Source organism: Flavobacterium terrigena (assembly GCF_900108955.1).
In the GTDB taxonomy this organism is placed as follows: domain Bacteria; phylum Bacteroidota; class Bacteroidia; order Flavobacteriales; family Flavobacteriaceae; genus Flavobacterium; species Flavobacterium terrigena.
In genome coordinates this window covers 483,559-507,439 of record NZ_FNYA01000002.1, presented here as the reverse complement: position 1 = coordinate 507,439, position 23,881 = coordinate 483,559, and the positions used below count along the sequence as shown (strand labels likewise).

20 protein-coding genes are annotated in these 23,881 nt (G+C 32.7%); 9 read left to right on the top strand and 11 right to left on the bottom strand.

From position 1 onward, the window contains the following. Nucleotides 1-45 precede the first annotated feature (45 nt). Complete coding sequence (locus BMX42_RS05645; RefSeq protein ID WP_091310181.1) at nt 46-966, bottom strand: GLPGLI family protein; 921 nt, start codon at nt 964-966, stop codon at nt 46-48. 97 nt (nt 967-1,063) lie between these two features. On the opposite strand from BMX42_RS05645, the gene BMX42_RS05640 reads away from it, so the two are divergent. Beyond that, nucleotides 1,064-1,828: a hypothetical protein gene (locus BMX42_RS05640; RefSeq protein ID WP_091310177.1), complete on the top strand. Its 765-nt coding sequence runs from the start codon at nt 1,064-1,066 to the stop codon at nt 1,826-1,828. A 3-nt stretch (nt 1,829-1,831) separates the two neighbouring features. Continuing rightward, nucleotides 1,832-2,446 (top strand): deoxynucleoside kinase, encoded by a 615-nt coding sequence (locus tag BMX42_RS05635; RefSeq protein ID WP_091310174.1) that lies wholly within the window; start codon nt 1,832-1,834, stop codon nt 2,444-2,446. 166 nt (nt 2,447-2,612) lie between these two features. Here the strand turns inward: BMX42_RS05635 and BMX42_RS05630 are convergent, their stop codons facing one another. From BMX42_RS05630 to BMX42_RS05585, 10 genes are all read right to left on the bottom strand, one after another. Next, on the bottom strand, nt 2,613-5,075 hold the full coding sequence (locus tag BMX42_RS05630) for a beta-mannosidase (RefSeq protein WP_091310170.1): 2,463 nt from the start codon (nt 5,073-5,075) through the stop codon (nt 2,613-2,615). Next, a complete protein-coding gene (locus BMX42_RS05625; protein WP_091310167.1) occupies nt 5,068-5,739 on the bottom strand; it encodes a copper homeostasis protein CutC in 672 nt (223 codons plus the stop codon). Before BMX42_RS05625 ends, BMX42_RS05630 begins: the two co-directional genes overlap by 8 nt. Next, nucleotides 5,739-6,734, bottom strand: coding sequence for an isoaspartyl peptidase/L-asparaginase family protein (locus BMX42_RS05620; protein WP_177169124.1), 996 nt, complete (start codon nt 6,732-6,734; stop codon nt 5,739-5,741). Before BMX42_RS05620 ends, BMX42_RS05625 begins: the two co-directional genes overlap by 1 nt. 12 nt (nt 6,735-6,746) lie before the next feature. After that, complete coding sequence (locus BMX42_RS05615; protein ID WP_091310162.1) at nt 6,747-9,020, bottom strand: glycoside hydrolase family 20 protein; 2,274 nt, start codon at nt 9,018-9,020, stop codon at nt 6,747-6,749. An 83-nt stretch (nt 9,021-9,103) separates the two neighbouring features. Continuing rightward, the gene (locus tag BMX42_RS05610; protein WP_091310158.1) at nt 9,104-11,746 is read right to left on the bottom strand and encodes a sodium-translocating pyrophosphatase; all 2,643 of its coding nucleotides are present in this window, start codon (nt 11,744-11,746) and stop codon (nt 9,104-9,106) included. A gap of 115 nt (nt 11,747-11,861) precedes the next feature. Beyond that, nucleotides 11,862-12,719 carry a T9SS type A sorting domain-containing protein gene (locus tag BMX42_RS05605; protein WP_091310155.1) on the bottom strand — a complete coding sequence of 286 codons (858 nt, stop codon included), beginning with the start codon at nt 12,717-12,719 and terminating at the stop codon, nt 11,862-11,864. A 66-nt stretch (nt 12,720-12,785) separates the two neighbouring features. Beyond that, nucleotides 12,786-13,316 carry an inorganic diphosphatase gene (locus BMX42_RS05600; protein WP_091310151.1) on the bottom strand — a complete coding sequence of 177 codons (531 nt, stop codon included), beginning with the start codon at nt 13,314-13,316 and terminating at the stop codon, nt 12,786-12,788. 80 nt (nt 13,317-13,396) lie between these two features. Continuing rightward, nucleotides 13,397-13,987, bottom strand: a complete 591-nt coding sequence (locus tag BMX42_RS05595; RefSeq protein WP_091310148.1) for a DNA-3-methyladenine glycosylase family protein — start codon at nt 13,985-13,987, stop codon at nt 13,397-13,399. A 42-nt stretch (nt 13,988-14,029) separates the two neighbouring features. Further along, complete coding sequence (locus tag BMX42_RS05590) at nt 14,030-16,516, bottom strand: DUF5686 and carboxypeptidase-like regulatory domain-containing protein (protein ID WP_394332815.1); 2,487 nt, start codon at nt 16,514-16,516, stop codon at nt 14,030-14,032. Nucleotides 16,517-16,601: 85 nt separating this feature from the next. Next, nucleotides 16,602-17,579, bottom strand: coding sequence for a pyruvate dehydrogenase complex E1 component subunit beta (locus tag BMX42_RS05585; RefSeq protein WP_091310144.1), 978 nt, complete (start codon nt 17,577-17,579; stop codon nt 16,602-16,604). 249 nt (nt 17,580-17,828) lie between these two features. On the opposite strand from BMX42_RS05585, the gene BMX42_RS05580 reads away from it, so the two are divergent. The 7 genes from BMX42_RS05580 to ubiE all read left to right on the top strand — a co-directional run bounded on the left by BMX42_RS05580 (nt 17,829) and on the right by ubiE (nt 23,879). Beyond that, nucleotides 17,829-18,575 carry an electron transfer flavoprotein subunit beta/FixA family protein gene (locus BMX42_RS05580; RefSeq protein WP_091310141.1) on the top strand — a complete coding sequence of 249 codons (747 nt, stop codon included), beginning with the start codon at nt 17,829-17,831 and terminating at the stop codon, nt 18,573-18,575. Nucleotides 18,576-18,613: 38 nt separating this feature from the next. Then, entirely contained in the window at nt 18,614-19,582 is a 969-nt protein-coding gene (locus BMX42_RS05575) for an electron transfer flavoprotein subunit alpha/FixB family protein (protein WP_091310138.1), read from the top strand. 123 nt (nt 19,583-19,705) lie between these two features. Then, nucleotides 19,706-20,326, top strand: a complete 621-nt coding sequence (locus BMX42_RS05570) for a bifunctional nuclease family protein (protein ID WP_091310134.1) — start codon at nt 19,706-19,708, stop codon at nt 20,324-20,326. A gap of 64 nt (nt 20,327-20,390) precedes the next feature. Then, a complete protein-coding gene (locus BMX42_RS05565; RefSeq protein WP_091310130.1) occupies nt 20,391-21,707 on the top strand; it encodes a nucleoside permease in 1,317 nt (438 codons plus the stop codon). 54 nt (nt 21,708-21,761) lie between these two features. Then, on the top strand, nt 21,762-22,586 hold the full coding sequence (locus BMX42_RS05560) for a thymidylate synthase (protein ID WP_091310126.1): 825 nt from the start codon (nt 21,762-21,764) through the stop codon (nt 22,584-22,586). Between the two features lie 9 nt (nt 22,587-22,595). Beyond that, nucleotides 22,596-23,084, top strand: a complete 489-nt coding sequence (locus BMX42_RS05555; protein ID WP_091310122.1) for a dihydrofolate reductase — start codon at nt 22,596-22,598, stop codon at nt 23,082-23,084. Between the two features lie 63 nt (nt 23,085-23,147). Continuing rightward, nucleotides 23,148-23,879 (top strand): bifunctional demethylmenaquinone methyltransferase/2-methoxy-6-polyprenyl-1,4-benzoquinol methylase UbiE, encoded by a 732-nt coding sequence (ubiE, locus tag BMX42_RS05550; RefSeq protein ID WP_091310118.1) that lies wholly within the window; start codon nt 23,148-23,150, stop codon nt 23,877-23,879. The last annotated feature ends 2 nt before the right edge of the window (nt 23,880-23,881 follow it).

Below are 23,881 nucleotides of genomic sequence, written 5' to 3'. Positions count from 1 at the left end.
CGCCATAAGGCGACTTAGTTTTTGTCTCGTATTTATAATTATAAACTATCTTGTTCTTATATGCATACCACCTCTTGAACCTGGACCACCACCCATTTCACTCATTTCTTTCATTTTTTTCATCATGATGTCGTCAAATTCTTTTTGAGTTACTTTATCGCCACCAGTTGGGGCTTTAATCTCCATTTTGTCTTTCACGTTCATCACTAATTTTGAACACATAATAACAGTCTTTCCGTCGTTAACTTCCATAATTAATCCTGGTAAACCCCAATATTCATCTGGACCTTGATTTACTGGAATTTCTGGGCAATACCAAGCTGTTACTGTTACTTCTTTTGCCATTTCTACTTCGTCGAAAAAGTTAGTTTTCTTTTCGTCTTTCTTTTCTGTAGTTGCGCTTTCGTCTTTTTTAACTTCTTCTGTTTTTACAGCATCTTTTTTCTTTTCTTCTTTTCTTCTATAGTTTCTAAAATCAGATTTACTAGCTGCTTTCACTGCTGTTGCTTTAAAACAAGTATAATCTCCAATTTTTTTAGATTCTTCAGTTAAAACCCATTTTAAGTTTGGTAACGAATCTTTAATTAAAAATTCTTTTCCGAAAACTTCTTTATCAACGGTATATTGTTTTTCTTTTACATTTTTGTAGTACGTTCCGCCGCCGCCCATAAAGCTGGCCATCATTCTTCCTCCACCACCTTGTCCTGGTGCATCTAATTTTTCTTCTTCTTTATAAATTGATGACGATTTATCGAAATTTAAAGTAAACGTTTTTTCAAACATTTTCTTCATTCTTTCCATAATTTGCGTTTTCATTTCTGGAGTAATGTCTTTATTTCCTTCAAAATTTTTCGCAAAATCTGCTGTAGAAGTTTTAGATTCGTAAACAGCCATTCCTTGGAAATCTTTTTGTGCAGATGCTATAAAAGTGGATAAACCAAGTATAGCTAAAAATATTTTTTTCATATGATTTGTTATATTTTTTGTTTTCTTATCTATTTAGACAACAAAAAGCAGAAATAGTTACATGTTAATTTGTTATTTTTGTGTTAATATTATATATATGAAAATTCTACTGTTATTTTTTTTTACCACTTTTTTTGCTACAGCTCAAAACATTGATTTTGAGAAAGTAGGAGTGAAGCCTGCTAAATATGATGTTTTCTGGGGAAATGATATTTATGGGAATAATTATTTTTCTACCAGTAACAATTTGTATAAGATCAATGAAAAAGATACTTTGAATTACACGAATAATAAATACGGAAAAATTACTGGTGTTGAAACATTCAATATGTTGCAAACAGTTGTTTTTTATAAGCAAAATAATGCTTTTGTTTTATTAGATGCACAGTTTAATGAAATTAATTCTACCATTTTTTCAGAAATTAATTGCGAATTTTTAAAACCAGCTTCACAAAATGAATTGTGGTTTTATGATAGTTTAAGTCAGCAAATCGGTTTATATAATTTAAATTCGAAAAATTATAAATTCCTTTCCAATCCGATAAATAAAGCAATTAAATATGCATATTCTGATTATAATTATTTATTTTGGATAGATGTTGAAAACGGAATATATTCCATCAATAAATTTGGAAAAATTGCAAGCTTAGGAAAAGTGAAGCCTTTTGAAAAAGTAATTTTTTCTGACAAAAGCGATTTATTCTATCTTTTTGACGATAAAATGTATTATTATTCCGTTCAAAATCAGGCTTCAATGAAAATTGACATTGATGAAAAAATGATTAAAAATTTCTTCTATAAGGATGGAATTTTGTCTATTTTTACCGACTGTCAAATAAGTACCTATCAAATTAAAAAATAAAATATGCATATAGCTATTGCTGGAAATATTGGAGCTGGAAAAACTACTTTAACCAAAATGTTGGCCAAACATTTTAAATGGGAAGCGCATTTTGAAGACGTAGATGATAATCCGTATTTAGACGATTTTTATCATTCTATGGAAAGATGGAGTTTTAACTTACAAATTTATTTCTTGAATAGTCGTTTCAGACAAATTTTAGAGATTAGAAAAACAGGTAAAAAAACCATACAAGATAGAACCATTTACGAAGATGCTTTCATTTTTGCACCCAATTTGCATGCTATGGGTTTAATGACAAATCGTGATTATACCAATTATAAATTGCTTTTTGATTTGATGGAAGATTTGGTTGGACCGCCAGATTTATTAATTTATTTAAGAAGTTCAATTCCGAATTTAGTAAAGCAAATTCACACACGTGGTCGCGATTATGAAAATACGATTTCGATTGAATATTTAAGTAGATTAAACGAAAGATACGAAGCGTGGATTCAAACTTACGACAAAAGTAAATTGGTAATTATTGATGTAGATAATATTGATTATGTGAATAATCCGGAAGATTTAGGAGCGATTATCCAAAAAATTGACGCCGAAATAAACGGATTGTTTTAAAATATAAAAGCCTTGAGAAATCAAGGCTTTTTTTATTATAATTTTCGTCAGTTCGAGTGATCCCGATGAAATTGGGATTGTATCGAGAATAGAAAATTATTATTAAAAGGTTCTCGATATATTCCGATTCATGCTTCATCGAAACACTCGAACTGACGTTTCGTTTTTATTTCATCGTATCAAACAAAGAAATTACTTTGATGTTTTTTACTGGTTTGGACATTTTTATGATTCTTGTTTCATTCGGTAATAAATCAAAATAATTATCACTAAAAAAAGATTCGTTTTCCGATGATAGAAAAACATTTTTGGCTAAAACATTTGTCGAAATTTCAATTTTAGTTTCATCAATTTTTTTAATTTGAATGTTAGGTTTTTCTAATAACAACTCCTTTGGTTTTTCAAAGAAGTAATTCGTTTCTGCTTTATTAAATCTTAAGTTTAAAACAATTTGTTTCAAATTGAATTTTTCGAATTCTTTCTTGTCGATTTGAAAACAAATTTTACTAGTATTCGCTTCTATTTGAACTTCAGAAGTGGAATTTCTCAATATTTTTCCATCAAAATCTAATAATTGTAATTCGAGTTTTCCTTTTTTCGAATTCAATTCATCATTTACAATATAAACTTTATATTGATTTTCTTCTTCATTTACAGAAATCAAAATGTTTTCAAAACTACGTTTCGCTTGATACTGAAACGCTTTCCAATTTCCGTAATAATCCACCGAACTCCATGATGTCACAGGCCAACAATCGTTCAATTGCCAAAATAATGTTCCCATGCAATACGGTTTCGCTCTTCTGTGCGCTTCAATAGCGGTTTTCATACCTTCTGCTTGAAGTAATTGCGAAACATAAATATAGTCTTCGAACTTAGTTGGAACTTTATAATCGCGTTCCATATACGTTTGAATGGTTTGATAACCTGTATTGTGTTTTTGATGTGCTTTAACGGTTTCAGAATTCAAATTTAAGTTCTCGGAATTCGTGAATTTCGAGAAAGTTTCCAAATTTGGCATACCTTGAAAACCGTATTCACTCATAAATCGCCCGACTTTTTTCTTATAGATTTCAAAAGGTTCCATTCCCCACCAAACGCCCCAATAATGCGAATCGCCTTGTAGTAAACTTTCTTTTCTTCCCCAACCAATTGACGGAGAAGATGGCCAATAGATATTTTTTTCTTTAGATAATAAACTGTCTAAGGTTTCTGGAATAACTTCATGAAATAATTTTTTGTAACCGTTCCAAATGGTCGTGGAATCTGATTCTGTATAGTTGTATTGTTTTTGCCAACCCCAATTTTTCCAGCCTTCATCACTTTCATTATTGCCACACCAAAGCGCAATACTTGGATGATTTTGCAAACGATTTACGTTGTCAATTACTTCATTTTTTACAGTAGAAAGAAATTTTTCATCACTCGGATACATCGCACAAGCAAACATAAAGTCTTGCCAAACTAAAATTCCGTTTTTGTCGCAAGCTTCGTAAAAAGCATCATCAGCATACACGCCACCGCCCCAAACACGAATCATGTTCATATTCGCATCGACAGCATTTTTGACGATAGAATTATAAGTCGAATCGGTAACTCGAGGCAAAAAACTATCTGGCGGAATGTAATTCGCACCTTTCATAAAAACTGGTTTTCCGTTTAATTTGAAATAAAAACTTTTACCAACATCGTCTTTTTCTTGAACTAATTCAATCGTTCGCAAGCCAATATTTAGTTTTTCAGAATCTATTATTTTATTCTTTTTGGAAAGATTGATTTGAAACAAATACAAGTTCGCTTCTCCCAAACCATTACACCACCAACGTTTTGGATTGGTAATTTCGTGAGGAAATTGAATTTTATTTTCGCCTTTCTTTAAATTGAAATTTTTAGATTTATCATTGACTTTCAAATTATAATTTCCAGCTTTTTCGCAATTTAAAGTCACTATAAAATTGAGTTTTGCTAATTCATCCGTTAAGCTAATTTGTTCATAACGCACATTTTCAATTTTCACCACATTCCAAAAATGAAGTTTGATGGGTTTGTAAATGCCGCAAGTCACAAATCGTGGTCCCCAATCCCAGCCATAATGATATTGTGCTTTTCGAGTGAAAACTTTTTCATCTCCAGGTAAAGTATAGGGTAGTTTTTTAGCTTCTTCTTTTCCAAAAAGTGAAGCCGATTTAAAGATAATTTTTAGATAATTTTCACCGATTTGTAATTTATCTTTCACTGATGTATTCCAAGTTCGGAACATATTATCAGTTTCTAAAAGCAATTTTCCGTTTAAATAAATTGTCGCATACGTATCTAAACCTTCAAAAACAAAATCTATATTTTGGTTTTTAAATTCTGCTTTTGAAAGGTTGAATTTTGTTTCATATTCCCAATTTTCATTTTCAATCCATTGTAATTGTTTTTCATTCGTTCCTAAAAATGGATCTGGAATGAGTTTGTTTTCGAATAAATCGGTATGAATTGTTCCAGGAACTTTTGCTCTGTTTTTCTGAGCCTCGTTTTGTTTGTTGAAGGTCCATTTTTCAGTTGATAAATTGCGATACGAATTTTGTGCAGTCAGTAAACTACAATATAAAATCGATAGGAAAAGGAATAACTTCTTATACATGCAATTTACTTTTTAATTGTTTTACTTCTTCTGGATTTGCCATTTCACTTCCATCTGTAATGGCTGAAGAATGATAAAAAGTCGCTTTTGTTTTTTCTTGAATGAAATCAATATTTGTAGAACGTAATCCACCACCAGGCATAATTGAAATTCTGTTTTTCGCTTTTACAACTAATTCTGCTAATCGATTTACGCCTTCCATTACATTTGGTTTTTGCCCAGAAGTTAATATTGTTTGGAAACCGCATTCTATAATTTCTTCTAAAGATTGAAAAGCATCCGAAACTTCATCAAAAGCGCGATGAAAAGTACACGGGAAGGGTTTCGCTAATTCAATTAATTCTGTATTTTGAATTGTGTTTATCAAATTATTTTCGGTTAAAATCCCGAATACAAATCCGTTTACGCCTATTTCTTTGAACTGCACTATTGCATTTTTCATTTGTTGAAATTCGGTATCTGAATACACAAAATTTCCACCTCGAGGTCGAATCATTACATTCAAATCGATAGTGATTAATTTTCTGACTTGTTTGGTGATTTCAAAATCTGGAGTCGTTCCTCCAACTTGCATTTCGGCGCAAAGTTCCACTCGATTAGCTCCATTTTCTTGAGCGATTAGGGCTGAATCTAAATTAAAACAAGCAATTTCTAATTTATTCATTATTTTAAAAAGTAAGCAGCATCTACTAATTTATTTCCAGAATTATCGTTTACTGCATAATTAAAACCGCCTTGAACGCAATATGCGCCATATTCCCCTTTTTTATTCAAAGCTATAAATCCAACTTGAATATCTTTCAATTCTTTCCCTCTGTTTTTGGTCAGTTTTACAATTCTTGAAACGGCTTCTTCACAGGCTTTTTGTGGTGATTTTCCTTGACGCATTAATTCCACAACCAAATGACAACCCGCAATTCGGATAACTTCTTCACCATGACCAGTTGCGGTTGCGGCACCAATTTCGTTATCGACATACAATCCAGCTCCGATAATTGGAGAATCGCCAACGCGTCCGTGCATTTTAAAAGCCATTCCACTCGTAGTGCAGGCTCCAGATAAATTTCCGTGAGCATCCAAAGCAATCATTCCAATTGTATCATGATTTTCAATATTCGCAATCGGTTTATATTGACTGGTTTTTAACCATTCTTTCCATTCTTTTTCCGATTCTTCTACTAGTAAGTTTTCTTTTTTGAATCCTTGCGAAAGAGCAAATTGTAAAGCGCCATCGCCAACTAACATCACGTGAGGCGTTTTTTCCATTACTAATCGCGCTACAGATATGGGATGTTTGATATGTTGCAAACACGCTACCGAACCAATATTAGAAAATTCATCCATAATACAAGCATCAAGTGTGACTTTTCCATCACGATCTGGTCGACCGCCATAACCCACGCTTCGTTCTTTTGGATCGCCTTCTGGAATTTTCACGCCAGCTTCCACAGCATCTAAAGCACGGCCGTTATTTTTTAGAACTTCCCAAGCCGCACCATTAGCTTGAACTCCGAAATTCCAAGTGGAAAGCACAATAGGCTTATTTACTTTTTTGTCTGTGATTATGATTTCTTCTTCCTCTTTCGATTTGAAAGAATTTAGAGCAATGGCTACCGAACCAATTGCCGCTGTTTTTATAAAATTTCTACGATTTGCCATAATGCTATATTTTTATTCGACTCCGATTTCATCAACAAATAACCATGCGTTTGAACCTGCTCCAGGTAAGCCTTCTGGGGTTTTTCCAGCATTATAAGCTATAACTTTAATGAACTTTGCTTGTTGATTATCAAATGTTACAACAATTCTTCCTTTAGAATCTTTGATTTTTTCTGATGAAATGATTGTACCTAATCTGTAATTTTCTCCATCTGATGATATCAAAACACCAATACTTTGTGGGTAATAAATCCAACTGCCTTGACTTTCCAAAACACTAACGGAGACTTTATGAATCGCTTCCGATTTACCTAAATCAATTGTTGCATTCATATCTTTTCCAGAAAAACCTAACCAATCTTTTCCTAGTTTACTACGGTTGGCTAAAACACCATCTACTAAAGTTAAAGCACCGCCAATACTATAATTTTCATGAGGTGGATCTGTTAAAGTTATCTTTTTTCCTGTTGCTTTATTTAATGAGAAGGTTTGTTCTATGTAACCACTTTTTTGTTTTTCGTTTTCGAAATAAGCTGCTTTTATGGTTTGACTTTTTGTAATTTCGATTGGATTTGAATATGGAAAAGAGTTTGCAGTTGGATTAGAACCATCCGTTGTATATCGGATTTTGTTGGAGTTGTTTGCCGATTTTAATTCGAATAAAACACCATTTCCAGTTGTTGAAGGTTTCACTTTTGTAGTCACTTCAAAAATAGATTTACTATAATTAATTCCTTTTGCTTCTAAAGCATCAAAATGTTTGATCATTCTGTTTTGGAAATCTGTATAATTTACAGGATTTGAAGTTCCCCAAAGCACTTCCGATAAGGCTAGCATTCTAGGGAAAATCATATATTCCACATGACTTGGCGTTTCAATATATTCTGTCCAGAGATTCGCTTGCGCGCCCAAAATATATTTTGCTTCTTCCGAAGATAATTCTTTTGGAGTTGGATTAAATGAATACACTTTTTCAACTGTGGTATAACCGCCAATCGCAATCGGTTCGTTTTTCGGTTCACCTTGATAATGATCGAAATAACAATGCGAACCAGGTGTCATCACTACAAAATGTTTTTGTTTCGCTGCTGCAATTCCTCCTTCTGTGCCGCGCCAACTCATAACGGCTGCATTTGGCGCTAATCCGCCTTCTAAGATTTCATCCCAGCCGATAATTTTTCTTCCTTTACTATTTACGAATTTTTCAATTCTTTGAATGAAATAACTTTGTAATTCGTGTTCGTCTTTTAAGTTTTCATCTTTCATTCTTTTTTGACAATGCGGACAAACTTTCCAACGCGTTTTCGGACATTCATCACCACCAATATGAATGTATTTAGATGGAAATAAAGACATAACTTCTGTTAAAACATTTTCTAAAAAAGTAAACGTTTCGTCTTTCGGACAAAAAACATCATCCAAAACACCCCAAATTTTTCCCACTTCAAACGGTCCGCCCGTACAGGAATATTCTGGATAAGCTGCCAATGCTGCGACCGCATGACCTGGCATTTCAATTTCTGGAACAACAGTTATGTGACGTTCTGTAGCGTAGGCGACAATTTCTTTAATTTCTTCTTGTGTGTAAAATCCGCCGTAGCGTTTATCATCAAATTTTTGATCGTTATAATGTCCGATCATAGAACCATTTCGCCATGCGCCAACTTCCGTTAATTTTGGATATTTTTTAATTTCGATTCGCCAACCTTGATCGTCAGTTAAATGCCAGTGAAACGTATTGAATTTGTACATCGCTAAATAATCGATATATTTTTTAATGAATTCTTTTGGAAAGAAATGTCGTGCGCAATCGAGATGCATACCACGCCAAGCGTATTTGGGTTGGTCTTTTATTTCAACTGAAGAAATATTTATGTTGTTGCTTTTTTGAATTGGAAATAGCTGCTGTAACGTTTGAAATGCGTAAAAAATTCCAATATTCCGTTTTGATGCTATTTGGATTTGTGATGGCGAAACATTCAGTATGTACTTGTCTAATGATTCTTTGTCACTGTTGTCTTTTTGAATTTCAATTGTGTTTATAGGGCTTTTTGAATTATTAGTAATCTGTAATTCAAAACCATAACTGCTTTTTAAAAATTGATTGAATAAATCAACTTCATTTTTAAATTCAGGATTTGTAAGTAGAATTTTTGTGTTTTCGTTTAAAACGAAATTACCTTCATTTAATTTTAATTCTGAAGGTTGTGGAATTAAAGCCAATTCTTTTTGAGAATAGGAGAAATTAACAAGTAGTAAAAGTAGTAGTAGACTTTTTTTAAGCATTTTAGTTGTGTTTGTTTGTTGGCTAAAAATACAAAAAAAGCCTCACAATTTGTGAGGCTTTTAAAAAATCTGGTTTTAAGAGATTATTTTTTATCTAGTTCTGCAATTTTTGCATTAACTTCTGCTTCTGTTCCTTCAAAAACTTTAGTATCAACGCTTTCTTTTCCGTCAATTGTAGTTTTCATGTTTACAGTTGCTTTTGTTTTTCCGTCTTTTAAAATTTCTTTTTTAATTTGAATGCTTTGAGTTTCTTTTTGTGTTACTACAGGGCTATTGTCTTTGTGACGCGCATCATAATCAGCATCGTGACCGTGATTACAATTTTGATTATGAACATGTGCATCTCCGATATATTTACCGTTTTCATCGTATTGGGACATACAATTATCTTTACATTCTTGATTACAACCATTTTCTTCACACATTTTAGCACATTCCTCTTTTGTCATAGTAGCACATTTCGATAAATCACATTTACCTTCTTTGCAAACCATTTCTTTTTTGTCTTTAGAACAACAATCTCCCATCTTATGCTCTCCAGCATCGTGACCACTTCCTAAAATTGGAGCAATTACTAATCCAATTAAACACGTTAATTTAATTAAGATGTTCATTGATGGTCCAGAAGTATCTTTAAATGGATCTCCAACTGTATCTCCAGTTACAGCAGCTTTGTGAGCATCTGAACCTTTGTAAGTCATTTCGCCATTAATCATAACTCCAGCTTCGAAAGATTTTTTAGCATTATCCCAAGCACCACCTGCGTTGTTTTGGAAAACTGCCCAAAGTACACCAGAAACCGTAACTCCAGCCATATAACCACCTAACATTTCTGCGATTAGTTGGTTGTTGCCTCCGTAAACTAATTTACCTAATAATACAATTGCGATTGGGAAACCAATTGTCATAATTCCTGGTAACATCATTTCGCGTAAAGCCGCTTTTGTAGAAATGTCCACACATTTTGCATATTCTGGTTTTCCAGTTCCTTCCATAATTCCTGGAATTTCTTTAAACTGACGACGCACTTCGTATACCATATCCATGGCTGCTTTTCCTACAGAATTCATCGCTAAAGCTGAGAATACTACCGGAATCATTCCTCCTACGAATAACATCGCTAAAACTGGCGCTTTGAAAATATTAATTCCGTCAATTCCAGTAAATGTTACATAAGCTGCGAATAATGCTAATGAAGTTAATGCTGCTGAAGCAATTGCGAAACCTTTTCCAGTAGCAGCAGTTGTGTTACCCACTGAATCTAAAATATCTGTACGAGTACGAACTTCTTTTGGTAACTCACTCATTTCAGCGATTCCACCTGCGTTATCAGAAATTGGTCCGAAAGCGTCAATCGCTAATTGCATTGCTGTAGTTGCCATCATTGCTGAAGCGGCTAAAGCCACACCATAAAATCCTGCTAAAGCATACGTTGACCAAATGGCAGCTGCGAATAATAAAACCGTTGGAAAAGTAGAAATCATACCTGTTGCTAAACCAGCAATTACGTTTGTTCCGGCTCCAGTTGATGATTTTTGTACGATTGCCAATACTGGATTTGTACCTAAACCTGTATAATATTCCGTTACTGAAGAAATAGCTCCACCAACAAATAAACCAATTAACGAAGCATAAAACACTCTCATTGAAGAGATTTTTTGAGCACCTTCTCCGAAGAATTCCATTGTCATTACTTCAGGTAACATATATTGAACTAAGAAGAAACAACAAACTGCAGTTAATGCAATAGAAACCCAGTTTCCAATATTTAATGCACCTTGAACTTGTTTTTCTTTTGCATCGTTGCTAGAAATTTTTACTAACATTGTTCCGATAATTGAGAATAAAATTCCGAAACCAGCGATAGCCATTGGTAATAAAATTGGACCAATTCCTCCAAAAGCATCATCAATTTTTCCACCCATATCTTTGATTACATAATTACCTAAAACCATTGCAGCTAAAACAGTTGCTACATATGAACCGAATAAATCGGCCCCCATTCCAGCAACGTCTCCAACGTTATCACCCACGTTATCTGCAATTGTAGCAGGATTACGAGGATCGTCTTCTGGAATTCCAGCTTCAACTTTACCTACTAAATCGGCACCAACATCGGCAGCTTTTGTATAAATTCCACCACCAACTCTTGCAAATAAAGCGATAGATTCAGCTCCAAGTGAAAAACCAGCTAATGTTTCTAAAACAACCGTCATATCTTCGGTGTTTGTCCAAACGCCACCTGGCATAAAATATCTGAATAATATAATAAAGAATCCTGTTAAACCTAAAACGGCTAAGCCAGCAACTCCTAATCCCATTACTGTTCCACCACCAAAAGAAACTTTTAAGGCTTGAGGTAAACTAGTACGAGCGGCTTGAGTAGTACGAACGTTAGTTTTTGTAGCGATTTTCATTCCCATGTTTCCTGCTAAAGCAGAGAAGAAAGCTCCAAAAACAAAGGCAACTACAATTAATAAATGTGTTTTTACACCAGGAAGAAAAGTGATACCTGCTAAAACAACACTTGCTAATAAAACAAATATTGCTAGTAATCTGTATTCTGCTTTTAAGAAAGCTAATGCGCCTTCATAAATGTAATCTGAAATTTCTTTCATTTTACCGTCTCCGGCATCTTGTTTTAAAACCCAAGCACGTTTCATTGCCATAAAAAGCAATCCAATAATTGCCATAACTATTGGCAAATAGATCATAAAATTATTCATAGTTTTAGTAAATAGTTAATGGTTAATTTTAATTCGTTTTAACAAAAATAAACAAAAAAGGCAATTATCCTAATGATAATTGCCTTTTTTAATAAATTTATTGAAATATTTTTATTTAATTCTTTACGATCTTATTTGTAGAAATACCTTTTGATGAACTCACTTTAAAGAAATAAATTCCTGATGATAATTTTTCGATATTAATTGTATTTATTTCTTTGTTTAGACTTTCAGTAAATAAGAATTTTCCAGAAACATCATAAACTTCAAGTGTTGAAATCTCATTTGTCAATAATTCAACAGTTACATTATTTGAAGTTGGATTTGGGTAAATATTTAATTTTGAATTTAGCTCAAAACTATTTGCGTTCAATACAGGCGTGCTCACTTGAATAGAGTTAATGCTATGATTAGTAAAGTTTTGATTGCCTTCATATCCTCCAGCTGAAATATAAAATCTTACCTCATCAACATCATCAAATGCAGTAGTTAGGACAATAGTGTTTGGTAAAAATGGATTATTGTAACCTTGAAAAGTTGTTGAGGCTACTTCGATTCCGTTTTTGAATCCTTTAATTGTGTTTACGGCACCTTCAGCTTGACTTTCTCCCCAATTTAAATATTGAAATTGATTCAATTTGAATTCTGATCCATTTTCTGATTTAATTGCCATTCCTTTTCTACCTGTTGCCATATTTGCTGTTATACCCGTGTATGTTCCTGCTCCGTAATAACTAGCATTTTCCCACGACAAAGGAGTAACTATTGCACCATTTACATCAGAAATAGTATAAATTTGGATGTTAATATCTGAAATATTTACCGAGCCACCATCGCCATCACTAGCAATATTATCGGTTGAAATTCCAGTGTCATTTGTGAATGTTAATGTTGGTGCTGAACTAAGCGTTTGTGCAGAACTGAATTTAAAAACAGAAATTGCTGCTACAAACAAAATGTAATTTTTGCTCATAAAAAAAGATGTTAGAAATTTATTACAAATCTAACACCTTTTAAGTTATTTTTTATGAATGGAAGTTTATTTTATGCTAAATAAGCCTTCTGGTTTGTTTTCAATAGCTTCGAAACGTTCTGTACATGCTTTAATGATGGCGCGAGCTTCGTTTACATCACCCCAACCTTCAACATCAACTTGTTTGTTTTCTAAGTCTTTGTAAACTTGGAAAAAGTGTTCGATTTCTTTAACCAAGTGAGGATTTACATCACTTAAATCGTTTAAAGAATTCCAAATCGGGTCTGAAACCGGTACACAAATTACTTTTTCATCTGGACCTTTATCATCTGCCATGTGGAAAACTCCAATTGGTTTTACTTCGATTACACAACCTGGGAAAGTTGGTTTAGTAACTAATACTAAAACATCTAATGGGTCGCCATCCAAAGCTAAAGTTTCAGGAATGAAACCGTAATCTGCTGGATACATCATTGAAGAGAATAACATTCTATCGAAACGCATTCTTTTTAAATCGAAATCATACTCATATTTGTTTCGGCTTCCTCTAGGAATTTCTACCAAAACATCAAACGTTGTTATTTTATCTGCTGTCATTTTTCTTTTTATTTTCGGGTGCAAAGGTAGTGAAAAAGTAAAAAGTGAAAAGTGAAAAGTGAAAAGTTTTTTTAAAAATTTTATCTGTTTCTTTTTCTAAGATAATGATGCCATAATAAATATGTGGCTAAAGAGCGAAATGGTTTCCAATTATTGGCGTGATTTTCCATTTCTTCCAGCGTTTCTGTTTGGAAAAGTTCGCGCATCGTGTGTTGTACGGCGATATCTCCAATTGGGAAAACGTCTTTTTTTTGTAGGCAAAACATCAAATATACTTGAGCGGTCCATTTGCCAATTCCTTTTAATTGAATTAATTCGGAATAGACTTCTATTTCGGTTTTGGAATGAAAACTTTCTAAATCGATTTTATTTTCTTCAATGCAAAGTGCTAAGTTTTTGATATAACTTATTTTTTGTCGAGATACGCCGCACGCTTTTAATTCCTCATCAGAAACTTCGAGCAATAATTTTGGGGTGAAGCCATTTAAATGCTTTTCAATTTTATCATAACAGGCTTTTGCCGAAGCAATGGAAACTTGTTGTTCTAAAATTAATTGCGAAAGTGCTACAAATCCGGATGGGCGAGTGGTGATAATCGGATGTCCGTAAGTATCAATAATTACTTGAAATTTAGGTTCGATTTCTATTAGTGGCTCTAAAAAACTTAACATAAATGTTGAATTTTGGATGACGAATGTTGGACTTTGAACAAGTTAGAAATAGAAACCAAAACCTACTTTTATAGTAAATTTACGAGCTTCAGGAATGTCAAAATAACTTCCGCGCCAAGCTGCATCTACACGCATTACTTTAAAGATATTTCCAATTCCGGCTGAATATTCATAATAACCACTAACAGGTGCAATGTAATTTTGTCCAGAAGCATTGATAGCTTTGTTTTCATCTGAAACCGAACCATAAACGGCTTTCATGCCAATAATTTCTCTCCAATTTAACTTACGTAATAACGGAATTCTTGAAAATAATTTTCCGTTGAAATTGTGTTCTAAATGTAGTGAAGTATATTGATCGGCTACGAAATCGTAATAATTTAGTAAGTTATATGTGTTATCTATGATGAAATACGATTGATTTCCAGGAATTACACCCATTAATGATAAAGGAACTGCTCCGAAAGTTTTTCCAATTTCTAAAGTAGAGAATAATCTTCCAAAACCACCAATTAGCAAGGGTTGACGGTAATAAAATTGTAATTTCGAGTAATTAAAATCGCTATCAAAAACTCCTTTTAAACCTTGAGAATAACTTACGAAAATTCGAGGATAATTTAGATCGACATCAATTCTATCCACACCATAACCTACCATTTTACGTTTTGGCGTATAGTTTACAAGTAAATTAACTTCCGATTGTGTGATTTTATTTGCTGTAGTTGTAAACGTATTATCTGTGAAATAATCGATATTAAATTCAGGTGAAGCTGAAGATAAAGTTCGGTAAGAAAAACTACTTTCTAAAACTAGGTTTTTTACAGGTTCGATTTCGAAACCTAAATTCGTCAGATTTACATTCGTCAGTTTGTTGTTAGTTCCGCTTGAGAAAAACGATGACGAAGCAAAACTTCTTCCTAAAACATCGTTAGAAGTTGTTAAACTCACTCCAATTTGCTCTACATCACGTCGATTTCCAAATGAAACAATGAATCGGTTTTTTTTGTTCAACATCACTCGGGCATTGATTCCGTACTTCATTTTATCGTCTTTGAAACCATATGCGGTGTATCCTTGAATTCTCCATGGATCGTTTGGACCAAAATAGGTTCTTCCTCCAAAACGAAGACGTTGTCCTTCCACATCATTATATCCGAAAGTAGAGAAAATCGGACCAATATCAAATTTTCCGACTTGAATATAGCCACTTCCTAAAATAGAAACTAAATTGTAGAAACGCTTAATTTTCGGAATGGTTTTTAACGTGTCGAGCATTTCGTAAATGCCTTTTTCGTTGGAATTTAAACTCTCGAAACGATTTTCATCCCAATATTCATCGGTTTTGGTGAATACTTCTTTATCGAAATTATTTACATCTTCTCTATAAAATTTGTCGTCTTTTGGTTGATTGAATTCATGGTTTTTGAACATTGTAGTTCTTTTTCCATACATACCTTTAGCGCCTTCTTTTTTGGTCATGGCGAAATCCGTCATCATATGATCACGTTTTAATAAGAAAACAGAATCGTTTAATACGTCAAATTCTTGTTCGATATAAATGTCTCGAACCCAGTTAATATTAGCACTTTTGCTGGCTTCCATGTTGATGCTTTTGATAGCAAACGTAGAATCATTTACCCAAAAATCACCTTTAAAAGTTAACTCGTTTTTTCTTCTAGGATAATATACAATATTGTAACACCATTTTTTGTCTATGAAAGTACTATCGGCCAAAACATAATTATATACTTGAATTCCAGTTCTAGATAATGGACTGACAAAATCCTTATCGAAAAATTTTAAATAATTGTTATAAATATCGTAGTCCGCATACAAATCTTTTAAGAAGGCATTTACACCGTCGTTATTCGCATTTCCAAAACCTGAATATTTATTCGCTTGTAATACATCTTTAGTTCTGTTTTTCACATTGTCGCCATACACTTTACTCATGGTTTCATTGATGAAAATAGGTAGGAAATTTTTACCAGTAATAGCTGAAGTATCAACATGTTGAAAGATAAACTCTACATTCTTGAAAATTTTACCTTTCATAAAGGTGCTATCAATAGAGTTTAGGTCAAATTCAATTTTTTCATATTTATCGTATTGATAATGATTGAATTGACGTAGGCCGTTTTTCTTTTTTCTTTCCCAAATTTTACGTAAAATATCTATGGCAGGATTGTTCTTTTTTGAAGTTTTTCCACCATATACTTTTACCTCAGCAATTTCATTGGAGTTGGCTAAAACAATTTTTAAATCGTAATTGTGTTCTCCAGTAAGTTCAACATCTTTGTCTTTGTAGCCTACGAATGAAACGGCTAAAGTGGTATAAACTTTTTTCGATTCTAAATAAAATTTTCCATTCTCATCGGCAATAACTCCCTCAGCAGAATTTTTAAAAGCTACTGTTGCGTATGATATTGGTTGGTTGGCATCGTCTAAAATTACACCGCTTACTTTTGTTTGAGAGAAAGCAATTGTTGAAATTAAAAATATTAAGGCAAATAGGTTTTTCATTGTCATTATTTTAAAAAAAAATCCCGATACTACTATCGGGATTCAAATATACTTTTTTTAGATTAATTAACGAATCTAAAAATATACAATCTTATTTATACATTACTTTTTTAACAGCTTTAACCACATCATTACTGTTTGGTAACCATTCTTTTAATAAAGTTGGAGAATATGGAGCAGGTGTATCAGCTGTTGTAATTCTTTGAATTGGTGCATCTAAATAATCAAAAGCACGTTCTTGAACCATATATGTAATTTCAGAAGCAACTGAAGCGAATGGCCAAGCTTCTTCTAAAACGACTAATCTATTTGTTTTTTTAACCGAATTAATAATACAGTCGTAATCCATTGGACGTACCGTTCTTAAATCGATAATTTCACAAGAAATACCTTCTTTGGCTAATTCTTCAGCAGCAGCATAAGCTTCTTTGATAATTTTTCCAAAAGAAACAATAGTTACATCAGTTCCTTCACGTTTTACATCGGCAACACCTAAAGGAATAATATAATCTCCTTCTGGAACTTCACCTTTGTCACCATACATTTGTTCCGATTCCATGAAAATAACTGGATCGTTATCTCTAATAGCTGCTTTTAATAAGCCTTTTGCATCGTAAACATTACTTGGAACCACTACTTTTAAACCTGGAGTGTTTGCAAACCAGTTTTCAAAAGCTTGAGAGTGTGTTGCTCCTAATTGTCCAGCAGAAGCTGTTGGTCCACGAAAAACCATTGGCATAGGAAATTGTCCAGCCGACATTTGACGCATTTTCGCAGCATTATTTATAATTTGGTCAATTCCTACTAATGAGAAATTGAACGTCATGTATTCTACAATTGGTCTGCATCCATTCATAGCTGAACCTACTGCAATACCTGCAAAACCAAGTTCTGCAATTGGAGTGTCAATTACTCTTTTTGGACCGAATTCATCTAACATTCCTTTTGAAGCTTTGTAAGCTCCATTATATTCAGCAACTTCTTCACCCATTAAGTACACAGATTCATCTCTGCGCATTTCTTCGCTCATTGCTTCACAAATTGCTTCTCTAAACTGTATTGTTCTCATAAATTAATTCTAAAACTTAGTGAAGGCAAAAATAATAAAATTTAATGAGTACTATCATTATTATTAAATAATTTTACTTAAACGATTTCTTTACTGATTAAGCAATGAATAAGTGTTTTATGATTAAAAAAATACATAATTCACAAAAATCATATATTTTGTGTAAAAAAACAGCATTTTATATGCGTGCATAGTATTTTTTTAAAACATTTTTTGTATTTTCGTCCCATCAATATAAATTATTTAAAAATGAAAATATTAGTTTGCATCAGTCACGTTCCTGATACTACTTCAAAAATTAATTTTGTTAATAACGATACAGAATTTGATACAAATGGTGTACAATATGTTATTAACCCGAATGATGAATTTGGTTTAACCAAAGCAATTGTATTAAAAGAGCAAAATGGTGCTCATGTAACAGTTGTAAATGTTGGTGGTGCAGATGCCGAAGCTACATTAAGAAAAGCACTAGCAATTGGTGCTGATGAAGCAATTCGTGTAAACACAAACCCAACTGATGGTTTATTTGTTGCCAAACAATTAGAAAATGTTGTAAAACAAGGTGGTTACGATTTAATTATTGCAGGTACTGAATCTATTGATTATAATGGAGGAATGGTTCCTGGAATGTTAGCCGGATTATTAGGTTTTAACTTTGTAAATTCTTGTATTGGATTAGAAGTTTCAGGCACTGAAGCAACTACAATTAGAGAAATTGACGGTGGAAAAGAAACTGCTTCGGCAAGTTTACCATTAATTGTAGCAGGTAAAAAAGGTTTAGTTGAAGAGAAAGACTTAAGAATTCCGAATATGAGAGGAATTATGACAGCTAGAACTAAAGCTTTAAATATTGTTGAGCCTTCTAGTGATGCTAATGCAACTTCAACTGTGAAATTTGAAAAACCAGCTGCTAAATCTGCAGTAAAATTAATTAGTCCAGATAATTTAGACGAATTAATTAATTTATTACACAACGAAGCTAAAGTAATCTAATTCATAAATCGAAATTCGTAAATCGTAAATAAAAACATATGTCAGTTTTAATATATACAGAATCAAACGATGGTAAATTCAAAAAAGTAGCTTTTGAAATTGCCTCATACGCAAAAAAAGTAGCCGATATGTTAGGAACAACAGTAACTGCTGTTTCAATTAACGCTACAGAAAATGCAGCTTTATCTGCTTATGGAGTAAGTAAAGTGTTAAAAGTAAATAACGATAAATTAAATACATTTAGTGCAAAAGCTTACGCTGATGTGATTAAGCAAGCGGCTGAAAAAGAAGGTGCTAAAGTAGTAATTTTAGCTTCAACTACAGATAGTTTACACGTAGCGCCATTAGTAGCAGTAAACTTAAACGCTGGTTTTGCTTCAAACGTTATCGAAGCACCAATTAGTGTTGCTCCATTTCAAGTAAAAAGAAATGCTTTTTCAAACAAAGCATTCAATATATCAGAAATTGCTACAGACGTAAAAGTTTTAGGAATTTCTAAAAACTCATTCGGATTAGTTGAAAATGCTACTTCATTAACAGAAGAAGATTTTTCACCTTCATTATCTGATGCAGATTTTGGTGTAAAAGTTACCAATTCAGAAAAAACAACAGGGAAAGTAACTATCGCTGATGCTGAAGTTGTTGTTTCTGCGGGACGTGGATTAAAAGGTCCTGAAAATTGGGGGATGATTGAAGAATTAGCTTCAGTATTAGGTGCTGCAACTGCTTGTTCTAAACCAGTTTCTGATATCGGATGGAGACCACACGCTGAGCACGTAGGACAAACAGGAAAACCAGTAGCGGCAAATTTATATATTGCTGTAGGTATTTCTGGAGCGATTCAACATATTGCAGGAATCAACTCATCTAAAGTAAAAGTAGTAATCAACTCTGATCCTGAAGCGCCTTTCTTTAAAGTTGCTGATTATGGTGTGGTTGGTGATGCTTTTGATGTTGTTCCTAAATTGATTGAAAAATTAAAAGCTTTTAAAGCGGCAAACGCATAATTTTTTATATATTGTGCCTCCTAAAAAAGGCTATCTAAATACGATAGAAATATCTAATTTAGATAGCCTTTTATTTTATAGAAAATATTTTTATAGTACATTTGAATAAAGTTTAAGTACAAAATGAGTTTAGTAAAATTAACCATTAAAGGGATATCTTATAGTCAAACACAAAATGGGGCATATGCTCTGATTTTGAATGAAGTGGATGGAGATAGAAAATTGCCAATTGTAATCGGTGCTTTTGAAGCGCAATCAATTGCTATTGCCCTAGAAAAAGAAATAAAACCACCTCGCCCTTTAACACACGATTTATTTAAAACCTTTGCGGATAAATATGATATTGTAATCAAACAAGTTATCATTCATAAATTGGTTGATGGTGTTTTTTATTCAAGTATCATTTGCGAAAGAGAAGGAATTGAAGAAATTATTGACGCCCGAACTTCTGATGCTATTGCTTTAGCCTTACGATTTAATGCGCCAATTTTCACGTATAAAAATATCTTAGATAAAGCAGGTGTGTTTTTAAATTTAAATCCAACTGAAGGAAATCCAGATGATACAAATAATGATAATATTTTAACAGAGCCTGAAACTTTTGGTGACGATAGTGATGATACTAATGCGTATTCGAAGAATACCTTAGAAGAATTACATATGCTTTTAGACGAAGCAATTCAAAACGAAGACTACGAAAAAGCAGCAATCATAAAAGAAGAAATAGACAAAAAAGAAAGTTAAGACTACAACAAAACAAACACGCAACCAACAACTAAACTTGACTAATTAAAAGCTAATCAAAATTATGAACATTAAACTAAAATTAACGATTGTAAGTTTTTTACAATTATTTGTTTGGGGTGCGTGGCTAACAACTCTTGCGAGTTATGGATTCGGATTTAAACAATGGTCTGGAGCCGAATTTGGAATTGTATTTTCAACTTTAGGATTGGGTTCTATCATTATGCCACCCATTTCTGGAATAATCGCAGATAAATATTTAAACTTAGAAAAATTATACGGAATTCATCATATTTTATATGGAGTAATTTTACTTTTCTTACCAGCAATTGATAGCCCTTCAACTTTCTTTTGGGTATTACTTATCGGAATGATGTTTTATATGCCAACTTTGTCGTTGTCAAATTCTCTTTCTTACGCAGTTTTAAAGAAATTCAACTTTAATGTTATTAAAGATTATCCGCCAATTCGAGTTTGGGGAACTATCGGTTTTATTGTGGCCATGTGGTGTACGAATATTTTTAGTAATGTAAATCCACCTTTTTCTTTCGGAATTGGAATTGGAAAAACAATTGCATCTATCACTAACATGCCAGTTGAATGTAATCAGTTTTATATTGCTTCATTCTTCGCTTTTGCATTGGGAATTTTCTCTTTCACGTTACCGAAAATTGAGCCAACTAAAGATGAAAGCACAAATAAAACATTATCACAAATTTTTGGTTTAGATGCGTTTAAATTGTTCAAACAATCTAAAATGGCAATGTTTTTTGTGTTTAGTATGTTCTTAGGTGCAGCTTTACAATTAACAAATATGTATGGTGAAACGTATATTCACGATTTTAAAAATGTTCCAGAATACGCAAACACATTTGTAGTAAAATCGGCAAATATTGTTTTGTCAATTTCTCAAATTTCTGAAACAATATTCATATTAGCGATTCCGTTTTTCTTGAGAAGATATGGAATTAAGAAAGTAATGCTTTTCAGTTTAATTGCTTGGGTTTTCCGTTTCGGATTCTTTGCTTATGGTGATCCAATTGGAAGTTTATGGATGATTATTATGTCGAATATCGTTTACGGATTAGCATTTGATTTCTTTAATATTTCAGGTTCACTTTTCGTAGAAACAACAACCGATTCTAAAATTCGTTCTTCCGCACAAGGTTTATTTATGATGATGACCAACGGATTTGGAGCTATCTTAGGAAGTTTAGGAAGTGGTTTCTTAATTGATACCTATTTTACAACACCTGAAGGTAAAGATTGGCACAACATTTGGCTAACTTTTGCTATTTATGCATTAATTATAACTGTAGCTTTTGCAGTTTTATTCAAACACAAACACGATCCAAAAGACGTTGAAGCTTTTAATCATTAAATATAAAAAACCTGACAGGTTTTAGAAACCTGTCAGGTTTGAAACTAACTTTGTATGAAACAATACCACGATTTAGTAAAACACGTAATTGAAAACGGAACTCAAAAAGGAGACCGCACAGGAACTGGAACCATTAGTGTTTTTGGTTACCAAATGCGTTTCGATTTAAGTGAAGGTTTTCCAATGGTAACCACCAAAAAATTACATTTAAAATCGATTATTCACGAATTATTGTGGTTTTTAAAAGGAGATACCAATATTGCGTATTTACAAGAAAATGGCGTAAAAATTTGGGATGCTTGGGCAGATGAAAATGGGAATTTAGGACCAGTTTATGGCCACCAATGGAGAAATTGGAACAGTGAAGAAATTGATCAAATTACAGAATTAATTGAAACACTAAAAACCAATCCAAATAGCCGTAGAATGTTAATTTCGGCTTGGAATCCTTCGGTTTTACCAGATACAACGGTTTCGTTTTCAGAAAATGTTGCGAATGGAAAAGCTGCTTTACCACCTTGTCACGCTTTCTTTCAGTTTTATGTTTCTGACGGAAAATTATCTTGTCAATTGTACCAACGTAGTGCCGATATTTTCTTAGGTGTTCCATTCAATATTGCTTCTTACGCTTTATTTACGATGATGGTGGCGCAAGTTTGCGGATTTGAAGCAGGTGAATTTATTCACACTTTTGGTGACGCGCACATTTACAACAATCATATTGAACAAGTAAATTTACAGTTGAGTCGTGAACCAAGAAAATTACCAATAATGAAATTGAACCCAAATGTGACTAATATTTTCGATTTCACTTTTGACGATTTCACTTTAGAAGGCTACGAACCACACGAACACATTAAAGGAGCAGTTTCTGTTTAAAATAATCCCATGCTAACACTAATCGCAGCCACATCAACCAACAATGCTTTAGGAAAAGACAACCAATTGGTTTGGCATTTACCTGACGATTTTAAACGATTTAAAAGTTTAACTTCTGGACATTATATCATTATGGGAAGGAAAACATTTGAAAGTTTTCCAAAACCCTTACCAAATAGAACACACGTAATTATTACACGCCAAAAAAACTATGAAGTGCCTGAAGGTTGCGTTGTAGTACCAAGTTTAGAAAAAGCGATTGAAGTTTGCCCTAAAAATGATGAGGTTTATATTATTGGTGGTGGAGAAATTTACAAACAATCCATTGATATTGCAGATAAAGTAGAACTAACTCGTGTGCATACCAATGTAGAAGCCGATACTTTTTTTCCTGAAATTGACCCTAAAAAATGGAATGTCGTTTTTGAAGAACATCATGAAAAAGATGAAAAACACGCTTTCGATTTTACTTTTATAACTTATTTAAGAGCTAATTAAATTTAAAATTCATAATCTAAAACTTATAATTTTAAATTACTTTTGTAGCACAAATAAACAATCATGTCTGAAACCATAAAACCATACCAAGATTCTGAAAAAGGCAAAAAAGAACAAGTTGCAGAAATGTTTGACAATATTTCAGGAAATTATGATGGATTGAATAAAATAATTTCTTTAGGAACTGACGCAAAATGGAAAAAGAAGATTTTACAAATGGTAAAACTTCAAAATCCAACTACTATTTTAGATATTGCAACAGGAACAGGAGATTTAGCGATATTATTTGCTGAAACATCGGCAACCGAAATTATTGGTTTAGATATTTCTCAAGGTATGTTAGATATTGGAAAGAAAAAGATTGTAGCTAAAAATTTAGAATCAAAAATTCAAATGGTTTTAGGTGATGGGGAAAGTATTCCTTATCCAGAAAATTATTTTGATGTAATTACAGTAGCTTACGGGGTTCGTAATTTTGAAAACTTAGAAAAAGGCTTATCGGAAATATTACGCGTTTTAAAACCAAACGGCAACTTTATAATCTTAGAAACTTCGGTGCCAACAAAATTTCCTTTTAAACAAGGATACTATATTTATACGAATTTCATCATGCCAACAATAGGGAAATTGTTCTCTAAAGATAAAAAAGCCTATACTTATCTTTCAAATTCGGCACAAAATTTTCCATTTGGTGAAGCTTTGAACAATATTTTACGAAAAATTGGGTTTATAGATGTTAAGGATCTTCCTCAAACGATGGGAGTGGCTACAATTTATAAAGCATCAAAAAAGTAAAA

Bases quoted from the DNA above. Each gene is read 5' to 3' on its own strand.
- BMX42_RS05605 (WP_091310155.1), bottom strand. From the start codon at position 12,719: ATGAGCAAAAATTACATTTTGTTTGTAGCAGCAATTTCTGTTTTTAAA.
- BMX42_RS05630 (WP_091310170.1), bottom strand. From the start codon at position 5,075: ATGTATAAGAAGTTATTCCTTTTCCTATCGATTTTATATTGTAGTTTA.
- BMX42_RS05595 (WP_091310148.1), bottom strand. From the start codon at position 13,987: ATGTTAAGTTTTTTAGAGCCACTAATAGAAATCGAACCTAAATTTCAA.
- BMX42_RS05640 (WP_091310177.1), top strand. From the start codon at position 1,064: ATGAAAATTCTACTGTTATTTTTTTTTACCACTTTTTTTGCTACAGCT.
- BMX42_RS05575 (WP_091310138.1), top strand. From the start codon at position 18,614: ATGTCAGTTTTAATATATACAGAATCAAACGATGGTAAATTCAAAAAA.
- BMX42_RS05580 (WP_091310141.1), top strand. From the start codon at position 17,829: ATGAAAATATTAGTTTGCATCAGTCACGTTCCTGATACTACTTCAAAA.
- BMX42_RS05600 (WP_091310151.1), bottom strand. From the start codon at position 13,316: ATGACAGCAGATAAAATAACAACGTTTGATGTTTTGGTAGAAATTCCT.
- BMX42_RS05620 (WP_177169124.1), bottom strand. From the start codon at position 6,734: ATGGCAAATCGTAGAAATTTTATAAAAACAGCGGCAATTGGTTCGGTA.
- BMX42_RS05565 (WP_091310130.1), top strand. From the start codon at position 20,391: ATGAACATTAAACTAAAATTAACGATTGTAAGTTTTTTACAATTATTT.
- BMX42_RS05555 (WP_091310122.1), top strand. From the start codon at position 22,596: ATGCTAACACTAATCGCAGCCACATCAACCAACAATGCTTTAGGAAAA.
- BMX42_RS05615 (WP_091310162.1), bottom strand. From the start codon at position 9,020: ATGCTTAAAAAAAGTCTACTACTACTTTTACTACTTGTTAATTTCTCC.
- BMX42_RS05635 (WP_091310174.1), top strand. From the start codon at position 1,832: ATGCATATAGCTATTGCTGGAAATATTGGAGCTGGAAAAACTACTTTA.
- BMX42_RS05610 (WP_091310158.1), bottom strand. From the start codon at position 11,746: ATGAATAATTTTATGATCTATTTGCCAATAGTTATGGCAATTATTGGA.
- BMX42_RS05560 (WP_091310126.1), top strand. From the start codon at position 21,762: ATGAAACAATACCACGATTTAGTAAAACACGTAATTGAAAACGGAACT.
- BMX42_RS05625 (WP_091310167.1), bottom strand. From the start codon at position 5,739: ATGAATAAATTAGAAATTGCTTGTTTTAATTTAGATTCAGCCCTAATC.
- BMX42_RS05645 (WP_091310181.1), bottom strand. From the start codon at position 966: ATGAAAAAAATATTTTTAGCTATACTTGGTTTATCCACTTTTATAGCA.
- BMX42_RS05590 (WP_394332815.1), bottom strand. From the start codon at position 16,516: ATGACAATGAAAAACCTATTTGCCTTAATATTTTTAATTTCAACAATT.
- BMX42_RS05570 (WP_091310134.1), top strand. From the start codon at position 19,706: ATGAGTTTAGTAAAATTAACCATTAAAGGGATATCTTATAGTCAAACA.
- ubiE (WP_091310118.1), top strand. From the start codon at position 23,148: ATGTCTGAAACCATAAAACCATACCAAGATTCTGAAAAAGGCAAAAAA.
- BMX42_RS05585 (WP_091310144.1), bottom strand. From the start codon at position 17,579: ATGAGAACAATACAGTTTAGAGAAGCAATTTGTGAAGCAATGAGCGAA.